This window comes from Acinetobacter sp. (assembly GCF_036659555.1).
Taxonomy (GTDB): domain Bacteria; phylum Pseudomonadota; class Gammaproteobacteria; order Pseudomonadales; family Moraxellaceae; genus Acinetobacter.
On sequence record NZ_JAVXCI010000026.1, the window covers coordinates 19,009 to 30,563 of the forward strand.

General features: G+C 52.0%; 7 protein-coding genes. 1 reads left to right on the plus strand and 6 read right to left on the minus strand.

Translation table 11 applies throughout. The features are described from left to right. Positions 1-188 precede the first annotated feature (188 nt). Positions 189-653 carry a heteropolymeric bacterioferritin subunit Ftn gene (gene ftn / locus RSA72_RS05390; protein ID WP_068908432.1) on the minus strand — a complete coding sequence of 155 codons (465 nt, stop codon included), beginning with the start codon at positions 651-653 and terminating at the stop codon, positions 189-191. 403 nt (positions 654-1,056) lie between these two features. Here ftn and RSA72_RS05395 point away from each other — a divergent pair, with 403 nt between their 5' ends. Further along, complete coding sequence (locus tag RSA72_RS05395) at positions 1,057-2,124, plus strand: SDR family oxidoreductase (RefSeq protein WP_332624773.1); 1,068 nt, start codon at positions 1,057-1,059, stop codon at positions 2,122-2,124. A gap of 389 nt (positions 2,125-2,513) precedes the next feature. Here the strand turns inward: RSA72_RS05395 and RSA72_RS05400 are convergent, their stop codons facing one another. From RSA72_RS05400 to RSA72_RS05420, 5 genes are all read right to left on the minus strand, one after another. Beyond that, entirely contained in the window at positions 2,514-4,694 is a 2,181-nt protein-coding gene (locus RSA72_RS05400) for a TonB-dependent receptor (protein WP_332632842.1), read from the minus strand. Positions 4,695-4,983: 289 nt separating this feature from the next. Then, positions 4,984-7,008, minus strand: a complete 2,025-nt coding sequence (gene ligA / locus RSA72_RS05405; RefSeq protein WP_332622679.1) for an NAD-dependent DNA ligase LigA — start codon at positions 7,006-7,008, stop codon at positions 4,984-4,986. 92 nt (positions 7,009-7,100) lie between these two features. Next, entirely contained in the window at positions 7,101-8,018 is a 918-nt protein-coding gene (locus tag RSA72_RS05410; RefSeq protein ID WP_332622681.1) for a cell division protein ZipA C-terminal FtsZ-binding domain-containing protein, read from the minus strand. 1 nt (position 8,019) lies between these two features. Further along, the gene (gene smc / locus RSA72_RS05415) at positions 8,020-11,472 is read right to left on the minus strand and encodes a chromosome segregation protein SMC (protein ID WP_332632844.1); all 3,453 of its coding nucleotides are present in this window, start codon (positions 11,470-11,472) and stop codon (positions 8,020-8,022) included. A gap of 10 nt (positions 11,473-11,482) precedes the next feature. Further along, on the minus strand, positions 11,483-11,555 hold a 73-nt coding region (locus tag RSA72_RS05420; protein WP_332632846.1), incomplete at its 5' end, for a hypothetical protein.

Below are 11,555 nucleotides of genomic sequence, written 5' to 3' on the forward strand. Positions count from 1 at the left end.
TAAATTGCCTCATCCGCATTTGCAGGAATGCCGCTGATTTTTTCAGTCCAGCGCTGCGGCATAGCGGCATCCGCTGCCCGCCATAATGCAGTAAAAAAAGCCTTTAAATTTTCATTTAAAGGCTTTTAAAAATTCAGAACACCTCATCCCAGCCTTCGCCTTAAGGAGAAAGCATTGAAAGGCAGCTCTTACATCTGAGATTGAATATAATTCTGCAGGCCAATCAGCTCGATCAGGCGCAGCTGCTTTTCCAGCCAGTAGGTATGATCTTCTTCAGTATCATTCATCTGCTGGCGCAGCATATCGCGGGTAACGTAATCACCTTTTTCCTCGCACAGCTTCACGCCCTGCGCCAGTTTTTCGCGCACATGATATTCCAGCGCCAAATCCGCTTTCAGGCAAGAAACCACATCTTCGCCGGTGACAATATCTTCGCGGTTCATGTTCGGCGTGCCTTCAAGGAACAGGACACGGCGGATCAGGGCATCTGCATGCGAAGCTTCTTCCTGCATTTCATGGTCAATGCGTTCAAAAATCTTGCTTAAGCCCCAGTCTTCATACATGCGGGAATGAATCAGGTATTGATCACGGGCAGCCAGTTCGCCACCGATCAACATATTTAAGTAGTCTACGACTTCTGGATTACCGCGCATTTTCTTTACTCCATACCCTTTTCCAGCATTATGGACAAATCCGGCTGCCTTTGCAAAGCTTAAATTATGTAAGCTTATGATTTTTATAAAATTTAAATGATAAGCATACGCATTTTCAGTCTAATTCCAAGCAATTTCTACATAAAAAATAAGCCTTTGCGGAACTTTGCGCTGCCTGCACAGGCCAATTGGCGGAAACGCAGCGGATTCAGTTTTTTTGTAACGATTAACAATGCGTCTTATTCAGCGGCGGCGCTGGCCGCCAGCGCCGCGCAGGCTGCCGGAAAACCCGCTGAGCTGCGGCATTGCCCTATTGCTGCCTGCACGGCGCAATTCAGTCAAAGACAAGCGCCGGTTTTGCCTTTATGATGAGATAAATTAAATAACTACAATGGTTTAAAACATGACGGACTTATCAGGCCAAGCGCCGATTTTAGTGACGGGCGCAACAGGCTATATTGCCGGCTGGGTGATTCAGAAACTGCTGCAGCAGGGCTTTACGGTGCATGCCACAGTGCGCGATTTGAATAAAACCAGCAGCTTTGCCCATTTAGAAAAAATCGCTGCCGCAAGTTCCGGCACGCTCAAGCTGTTTCAGGCCAACCTGCTCGGCCCGCATTCGTTTGATGAAGCCATGCAGGGCTGCGGCACGGTGATTCACATGGCCTCGCCTTTTGTCGTGACCAACTTCAAGGATGCGGTAAAAGACATTATTGAGCCTGCGGTATTAGGCACCGAAAATGTGCTGAACAGCGTCAATAAAACCGCATCCGTCCAGCGTGTGGTTGTGACCTCCAGCATAGCCTCCGCCTATGGCGATGCAGTCGATATTGAAAATACCGCCCATAACCAGTTTGATGAATCGCACTGGAACACGACCAGTTCGGAAACCCACCAGCCCTATCCTTATTCCAAAGTCATGGCGGAACGCAAGGCATGGGAAATGGCTAATGCGCAGCAGCGCTGGGATCTGGTCTGCATCAACCCGGCGCTGGTGATGGGGCCATCCCTGACGCCAAATACCCAGTCCGGCAGCGTTGAAGTGCTGCAGCAGTTTGCCAACGGCATGACCCTTGCCGGCGTGCCGCCAATGTGGAACGGCATTGTGGATGTCCGCGACGCTGCCGATGCGCATATTCAGGCCGCCTTAAACCCTGCAGCCCATGACCGCTACATTGTCAGCGGGGGCACGCTCAGCCTGCTGGAAATGGGCAAAATTCTGCGCCGGCATTTCGGCAATAAATTTCCTTTTCCGCGCAATCATGTGCCTAAAGCCGCATTTAAGATTTTAGGGCCGGTCTTGGGCTATTCGCGTCAATATATTGAGCGCAATATGGGCTACCCGATTTATTTCAATGCGGAAAAAAGCCGCAAAGAATTAGGCATTGAATACCGCGATATCCGCGCCAGCATTACTGAGCATTTTCAGCAGCTGCTGGATGACGGCGTAGTGAAAAAATACATTCCATAAATCAAAAATCGATATTCAGCAAAAAGCCGCCTTAAGGCTAATGCCAGTCAGTTAAGAAATTGACTGGCTTTTTCTTTTGAAAACCAAGATATTATTTGATACGCGGAGGTGTCATCCGCAACCTGCGTGGCATTTGAAATGGATTGTTTTTGCAAAAAGGCTATTTAAGTGCAGGAAGTGAACAGGTTTCGCGGATGACAAATGCTTTTGGTTCTTTTGGCGAAACAAAAGAACAAAACGAGCTCCAAATATCGAATTTAAAAACGATAAGACTCCGCCGTGAATAACCAAAAAATTAAGGAGTTTACGGTGAAACTCCTTAACTGATCAGCATTAGCCCTTAAGGCGGCTCTTTCTTTTTAAGTTCCGGTCACGCCAAATAATTTGGCTTAAAAATCAAAAGTTACGCCAAGCTTATAAGTTCTTGCGCCACCGATAATCGCGTAGTTCGGATTAAAAACACCTTCCCAGTATTTTTTATTCGCGACATTGTCAACATTGGCTAAGAATGTTGTGCTCACGCCGCCAAGCTTGGTTTTGTAGCGCGCGCCGACATCAACAATAGTGAAGTGCGGCAGTTCTAAGGTATTATTATCATTCAGATACTGTTCACTGACATAGGATGCCCGCGCATTCACATTCAGCCCATCAATATAAGGCACAGCATAATCCAAGCCCAGAGAGGCAGTGAAATCCGGAACACCGTAAATCGCATTTCCGGAAATATCAGCGCGTGCGGTTTTCTGAGCAGCAGGATCATAAATATTTGCCGAAGCTTTGATATATTCAGCATCAATATATGCAAGGCTGCCCATCAGGCTGAGGTCTTTCGTTAAATTGCCTGAAAAGGCCCACTCAATGCCGCGCGAACGCGTTTCGGCTCCGTCCGTTGTAATTTGAGTGATATTTTTATCCAGCGGGTCTTTATAGTCAGTTGTCATTGTGCTCGGCTTGTCAATTTGATAAACCGCCAGCGTATTCAGCCATGTGCCTTTTTGGTATTTCGCGCCCGCTTCATACTGCTTGGTTTGAAATGGCGCAAAGCTCTTGCGGTTATTGGCGTCTTTTGCGTTATCCACGGTAGCGCCTTCAGACAAGCCCTCTACATAGCTTGCATACAGCGAGAGGCTGTCGCCAAACGGCTTAACGACAACACCGATGCTTGGAGAAACTTTATCTTCCTGATAGCTTTTGCCTGCCTGCAGGTTTTTCGTATCAATGTCTTGATAGCGCGCGCCCACAATCAGCTGCAGCTTATCGTTCAGCATTGAGAGCTGATCGGTCAGGGTATAGCTGATATATTTATTGTCTCCCAGCGGCGCTACTTCCGGATAGCTTAACGGCATTGATCCATTCTTGGATGGATCATAAAGATTCGTGGTGAAAGTTTGCTGCGTCGCTTTCTTATGCAGGGTGTATTTCCGGGCCAAATAGTCAGTTCGCAGGCCTAAAGTATGCTTGACTGCGCCAGTATCAAACTTTGCTTCAAGGCCTGCATTGGCAACCGTATTATGCTCTTCAGACGCGACACGGTAATATTGAGAAGATGCAGATCCGTCCGCTTTATTCACAATCAGGCGGGTGCCGAAGAGGTGGCCGTCATATGATTTTTCAACATAGCCAATCCCGGCAAAAGCTTTTAAATCCGGGTTGAATTTATATTCGCCGGATAAGCCGGCAAACTGGCTGTCGCTATTGCCTTCTAAGTGCGGAAAATAATTACTGTCGCCTTTAGGCGGCGCAATGACTTGATTAAGGCTGGTATTTCCGCCCATTGCCACCATAGCTGGCGAACCGCCCTTGCGGTTTTCCTTAATTGCATAGGCATCGAAATTAATTTTCACTTTGCCGGCTGTATAATCCGCGGCAATTGCGCCTGAAGCCAGGCGGTCATTCATACCATCAATAACATGCTCGCCATCGGCATAGGTTCCATTAACGCGCACGCCAAATTCATTGTCTTGACCCATGCGGCGCGAGATGTCAAATCCGGACTGGTAATAGCCGCCGTCTTCCAGTGAAGCGGAAACCCGGGTTAAATCTTTATCCGCCCGCTTAGAGTTGGCAATAACAACACCGCCCACACTGCCTGTTGGCGCCACACCCGCAACCAAGGCATTCGGCCCTTTCAGCACCGTTACTGATTCCAAAAATGCTGTCGGCATGCGTCCATAAGGCGCTACGCCAAAGAAGCCGTTATAAGACATATCCTCATGATTGACATCAAATCCGCGCAGCTTGAAGTTTTCATTTAAATGCCCCTGATTGGTCGTCACGCGGATAGATGCGTCATTCTGCAGCACATCGCCAACCGTTTTCGCCTGCTGATTTTCAATCAGCTTGCTGCTGTATTCGGCAACGCTAAAGGGCGTATCTATAATTTTCTTGCTGCCTAAGGCTCCCAAGTCCGCATTATCCTTCAGCGCCCCATTTGCATATGCCTGCTGTTCTGCAGCTGCCTCCACGGTAATTGTCGGCAAAGTCGTATCAGCCCATAAAATCTGTGATGCCCCGCCAATTAAAATTAAAGAAATTGATTTCACCAATATGGACTTTGGAAATTGTTTCATAATAAAGATTTTCTAAAACCAACAAATGAGAACAATTATTATACGCATTAAGATACATTAATGCTATTAAGAATTATTATCATCTATTTAAATTTATTTGAAACTTTCCATTCTTATTCACAGTCAGGCATACATCGATTGCTCCGCTTTCAAATTAAGTGAAATCCGCTCAAGCCAAATACCTAAGCGCATGCATCCGGCTGTTTGCTGAATATTTATTTCCCGCACATAAAAAAGCATGGAGGCTTTTAATAGCCCCCATGCTTATTTATATGTATCCGCTTAGCGTTTAGTACTGCTGCGCAAACTCCAGAAACTCAGCTTCGGTCATCACGCGGACACCCAGTTTTTCCGCTTTTTCCAGCTTAGATCCGGCTTTTTCGCCGGCCACCACGCATTTGGTTTTGCTGGACACGCTGCCGCTGACCCGCGCGCCTAAAGCCTGCAGCATCTGCGTCGCTTCATCGCGGCCCATTGTGCTGAGCGTGCCGGTAATCACCCAGCTTTCGCCGTTCAGCGGCTGGCGGGTCGGCGCAACCGGCGCATCCCAGTGAATGCCGGCAGCCAGCAGGCGGTCAACTACTTCCAGATTGTGCGGCGCCTGAAAGAAGTCAATAATCCATTCCGCGGTAATGTCTCCGACATCCGGGGTTTTCTTCAAGGCTTCAATGTCTGCGGCCCGCAGCGCCTCAAAAGTCTGGAAGGTATTGGCCAGCATGCGCGCGGTGGTTTCTCCGACACCGCGGATGCCTAAGGCGTAAATAAAGGCCGCCAGTGTGGTTTTCTTGCTGTGTTCAATCGCATCCAGCAAATTCTGCACTGACTTTTCACCCATTTTCTCAATGCTCACCATCTGCTCGCGGTGCTCATGCAGGCTGTAAATATCCGCAACATCCTGCAGCAGGTCTAAATGCAGCAGCGACTCCACCCAGCGGTCGCCGAGGCCTTCAATATCCATGGCCTTGCGCGATACATAATGGCGGATCGCCTCAATGCGCTGCGCCGCGCAATACAGCCCGCCGGAACAGCGCGCCAGGGCCTCGCCTTCCGGCATCACTACCGGCGAAGAGCATACCGGGCAGTTTTCAGGTAAATGCACCTCAGCAGCATCGTCAGGGCGGAACTCCGGCCAAACCTTTTCAACTTTAGGAATCACATCGCCGCTGCGGTAAACGCTGACAGTATCGCTGATGCGCACATCCAAACGGTGAATCTCGCCGATATTGTGCAGCGTGACATTGGACACAGTCACGCCGCCCACCGCCACAGGGTTCAAGCGCGCCACAGGCGTCAAGGTGCCTGTGCGGCCAACCTGCCAGTCAATATTGTCAACGGTGGTCAGCGCCGCCACTGCAGGGAATTTATAGGCTGTGGCCCAGCGCGGTTCACGGCTCAGGAAACCCAGCTGCTGCTGCTGCTTCAGGTCATTGACCTTAATCACCATGCCGTCAATTTCCACGCTTAAATCCGGGCGCTCCGCATTAATCTGCTCATAGGCTGCCTGCACCTCCTGAATGCTGCTGCAGATGAAATGCCGCTCCCCCACCGCAAAGCCGAACTGCGCCAGCCACTCCAGGCTGGCAGACATACTAGCCTGCCCATGATGCGGCTCGCACTGCGCAATGCCGTAAGCGTAGAATGCCAAAGGGCGCGCAGCGGCAATGCCCGGATCGAGCTGGCGCAGGCTGCCGGCGGCGGCATTGCGCGGATTGGCAAAGGTTTTTTCGCCTTTGGCTTCGTTCTCCGCATTCAGCTTTTCAAAGCCGGCTTTCGGCATCAGCACTTCGCCGCGCACTTCCAGCAGTTCAGGCGCATCCGCTGCCGGGCTGCTGAGCACTTTAGGCAAGTTGCGGATGGTTTTAACATTGTGGGTAATATCCTCGCCGGTTTCGCCGTCGCCGCGGGTCACGCCGCGCACCAGCACGCCATGCTCATACCACAGCGAAATCGCCAGGCCGTCAAATTTCAGCTCGACATCATATTCAATGTTCTGATTCGGCAGGCGCTCCTCAACGCGGCGCGCAAAGGCAAACAGCTCTTCCTGATTGAATACGTTACCCAAAGACAGCATCGGCACCGCATGGGTAACGCTTTCAAACTTTGGCAACGCCTTGCCGCCGACCGTCTGAGTGGGCGTATCCGGCTGTACTAAATCCGGGTGCTGCTCTTCCAAAGCTTTCAGCTGGTGAAAGAGCTGATCATATTCACTGTCGGCAATTGTCGGCTGATCCATCACATAGTAAGCATGGTTATGCTTGGCCAGAAGCTGAATCAGCTGGCGCATTTGCGCAACAACCGTGTTTTGCTGTGTCATATTTTCACCATAAAAAAGGGCGGTAAATCTTCCGCCCTCAAAAAATTCTCAATCCGCCGCTATTATAAAAATCAGCAGCTTCAGTTTCAATGCTAAGCTTCCGCCGCAGCCTGGCCCGGACGGTAATCAATCGCCTGATGGCGCCAGTGCTCGCGCAGCTGCGGGGTAAATTCCTGATTATTCTGGTCGTACACCGTGCCTTCAATTTCACGCGCAATCAGGCGCGAAACGCTGTCCATGGTGTCAAAGGCAATCTGCACATCGCTGTGCGGCAAGGCCAGAAAGAACGCCAGGCCTTTCACCTGTTCAGTGGACAAAGTTTCAAGGTCAAAACCGGCCGCGCCGTCATTGCTGATCTGCAGCACCGAGAACAGCAGCCTGCTGCCGTCTTCGCTGTAGCGGTGGAAACAGGCCATTTCACCAAAGCGCAGCCCGTATTTCATCAGCACTTTCAGCGCTTTTTCGCCGGACAGCGCGCGGCTGTCAGGGTAAAGGTTCAATGCAATATAGGTTTCCGCCGTGGCCAGCGCGCTTTCGTCATCCACCAGCTTCTGCTCATACAGATGCGCATCCAGAATATTGCTTTCTTCTTCAAATTCACTGATTTCGGCTTTTTCAATCTGATTCAGGCTGAGTTCCGGCGCTGCTTTCTCCGCAGCATCTGCCTGCTTTTCTGCAGCTTTGGCCGCTGCCGGCTGCTGTTCAGCCGGTTTTTCCGCTTCCGGAGCGGCTTCCGCATCAGCTGCTTCAGCTTTCACAGCAGGCGCTTCAGGCGCCAAAGCTGCTTCCGGCTGCGCTAAAACCGGTTCGGCCTGCTCATCCGGCTGTTCCGGCACATTCAGCTGGCTGCGGACATGGCGCGGAATCACCGGCTGCTGGCTGTCCGGGTCAATATGCAGGCTGGTATCCAGCGAAGGCGCTGCATCCGCCGGCTTTTTCAGCACCAGCCTCAAGCCGGCCAAAATCAGAATTACCGCAACAGCAATCCCGACGATTGTAGTGATTTCCATGTTATGACTCCGCAGCTAAGCCGTATTCTTTTGCCTGTTCTAAATTCACAGTCACTAATTTTGAAGTTCCCGGTTCCGGCATGGTCACACCGAGCAAATCAGTTGCCATGGTCATCGCCAGTTTGTTATGTGTAATGTAAATGAATTGAACCTGTTCAGAAAGTTCTTTTACTAAATTACAGAACCTGCCCACATTGGCATCGTCCAGAGGCGCATCCACTTCATCCAGCACGCAGAAAGGCGCCGGGTTTAGCCTGAAAATCGCAAAGACCAAGGCCAAAGCCGTCAGGGCTTTTTCGCCGCCGGACAGCAGCGCCAGAGAACTGTTGCGCTTGCCCGGCGGGCGCGCCATCAGTTTTACACCCGATTGCCAGCCGTCTTCAAGGCTTAGGCTGGCTTCACCGCCATTAAATACTTTTGGAAACAGCTTCTGCAGCTCGGCATTGACCTGATCAAAGGTCGCCATAAACAGCCTGCGGGTTTCCTGATCAATGCTTTTCATTGCGGACTGCAGCTGGTCTACGGTTTTTTCCAAGTCTGCAATCTGATGACTCAGCTCTTCATGGCGCTTGGAGACTTCCTCATATTCTTCCGAAGCAGCCAGATTGACTGCGCCCAGTTTATCAAACTGCTGCTGGGCTTTTTCCAGTTTCTGCTGATGGGCGGCGACATCAATCGTCAGCCCGCTCAGCATTTCGCTGTTCATGGCTTTCAGCTGTTCAGTGTAATGCTGCAGATCCGACTTGGCAGCCTGCCATGCCAGGCGCTTTTCTTCCAGCTCAGTCCGCAGCTTTTCGTCCCGCTGCTGCTGGCTGTGGCGGCTGTCAGTCAGCTCGCGCTGCCGGGTCTGCACGCTGTTCAGCTCCAGCTGCCATTCAGTCCATTGCTTTTGCAGCTTTTCAGTGATTTCCGACTGCCCTGCATATTGCAACTGCAGGCTCGGCAGTTCCAGCTGCACGGGGTCGGCAAATTTCCTGGCCTGCTCCATTTGCGCCATAATCTGCTGCTGCTGCGCTGTTAAAAACACGCTGTCCTTTTGCAGCAGTTCAATCTGCTGCTTGGCCTGCAGCGCCTGCCGGCGGATCATTTCCAGCTCCTGCTGCCCCCGCTGCAGCCTTTGCTGCGCATCTTCCGATTGCCCGGTCAGCTCCTCTAGCTGAAACTGCAGGGTTTTATAGTTCGGCAGCGCCTGTTCCAGCTTCATATTTAGGGCATGCAGGTCAATTTCCAAATCATCTTTCTGCATCGCGTCTTCTTCCAGCTGCGCATCAAGCTGCAGCAGCTGATCCGCCAGCTGGCGCTGCTGCACCGCAAAGGCCTGCGCAACGCTTTGCGCTTTAGCAATGCTGATGTCCGCCTGCTGCAGTTCTTTTTGCCAGCCTTTCAGCACATGCTGTTCGGCCTGCAAAGACTTTTGCGCCTCCTGCACCTGACTCAGCAGCGCCGGCAGCAACAATTCCGCCTGCTCCAGCAGCGGCAGCTTTTCCGCTAAGGCCTGCTCAATTTCACTCAGGCGGATGCGGTGGCTTAATGCGCCCTGGCCCGCCTGGCTGTCTTCGTCATAATGCAGGCCGATCACCCAGTCTGCGCCGGCATGATAGCCGTCTAAAGTTAGAATCGACTGCCCGGCCTGCAGCTGCGCCTGCAGCGGCAAGGCCGCTTTCAGGCTTTCGACCACCGCAACCTGCTGCCAAAGCGAATGCTGCGGCGCTTCAATCCAGTCAGCCAAACACGGCAAGCCATTCAGCTGAATTTTGCTGTGCTGGCCCTGTGCTTTAAGCTGGCGCGCGACACTGTCCTGAAAACCGTCTGCGCCGTCCAGCACCTGCGCATGCAGCCATTTGGCCAAGAATTTTTCAATTAAAGAAGCCTGCGCCTTGCCCTGCTGCGACAGCTGCAGCGCCTGCATCAGGCGCACGCTGCCGGCCTGCGCTTTCGGGCTGGCCTTGATCAGCAGCTGATTTAAATTTTTCTGCTCAGACTGCAGCACCTGAATGTCAGACTTCAATTCCTGCAGGGCGGATTTTTGCTGCGCCTGCTGTTCACTGTGCTGCTCCAGCTGCTGCTTTAAAGCTGCAATCTGCTGTTCTTTTCCAGTGCAGGCCGCCTGCAGCTGTGCTTTCTGCTGTTCCAGCTGCTGCAGTTCATCCTGCTGCCCATGATTAAAAATTTGGGCAGACTGCTGTTTCAGCGTATCTTTTTGCTGCTCCAGGCGGCTGATATTTTTGCCCAGCTGCCCGCTTTGCGCCAGCATCTGCATGTGCTGCTGCTGCTGTTTTTCCACCTGCGCTTTCACCAGCGCATATTGCTGCTGCGCAGCAGACTGCTGCGCTTTTAAATCAGCAAGGCCTTGCGCCCGCGCTTGGCTTTGGCTTTCCTGCAACTTCAGCTGTCCGTCATATTCTTCCTGCTGCCCATGTAGCGTTTCCAGCTGCAGATCAATCAGCTGCAGGCGTTCCCTGGTTTGGGCTTTCTGCTGTTCCAGCTGAATCAGGCTTTCAGAATTCTGCGCAAACAGGCTTTGCTTCTGTTCCAGCGTCATTTTCAGTTCAGCCAGCTTTTTTTCCGCCTGCTGCCATTCGTTCTGCAGGGGCGTAGACTGCTGAATCAGGCGCTGAAACAGCTCACTGGCCGAAGTTAAATCATGCTCCAGCGTATGCAGCTCGGAACGCACCAGCTTGAAGCTTTCCCCCAGCGCGTTCATCTGCACGGTGTATTCCTGCTGCAGGCGCGCGCTTTGCCCGCACTGAAAAGACAGCACTTCAACCTTGATGGTGCGGATGGTTTTTTCTAATTCCTTATACTGCACCGCCGTTTCCGACTGGCGCTTTAGCGTTTTCAGCTGCGACTTCAGCTCTGACGCAATATCTTCCAGGCGGGATAAATTCTGCGCGGTATGCTCCAGATGCTGATTGGTTTCACGGCGCCGCGCCTGATAGCGCGAAACGCCAGCAGCTTCCTCAATAAACACCCGCATTTCTTCCGGCTTGGCGTCCACCAGGCGGTTGATCATGCCCTGTTCAATAATTGAATAGGAACGCGGGCCTAAGCCTGTGCCCAGGAAAATATCGGTAATGTCGCGACGCCGGCATTTGGCGCCATTGAGGAAATATTCAGATTTGCCGTCACGGCTGACCTGCCTGCGCACAGCCAGCTCATTGTAGGCGTTATAAGCGCCGCCCAATTTGCCATAGGTATTGTCAAAGCGCAACTCGACGCTGGCGGCGCCTACAGGCTTGCGCTTGGCGGTGCCGGTAAAAATCACGTCCTGCATGCTGCCGCCGCGCAGCTGGCGGGCGCTGGATTCGCCCATAACCCAGCGGATGGCGTCAATGACATTGGACTTGCCGCAGCCGTTCGGGCCAACCACGGCGGTGCGGCTGTCTTTAAATTGCAAAGTGGTGCTGTCGGCAAAAGATTTGAAGCCAGAAAGTTTTAAACTGCTTAAACGCATAGTGTCCTGATTAACGCCGCGAGCGCCGGGCCCACGCGAGTTCAATTTGTTTCATCCGTGTCAGAGATTCCAACACAAGGTTG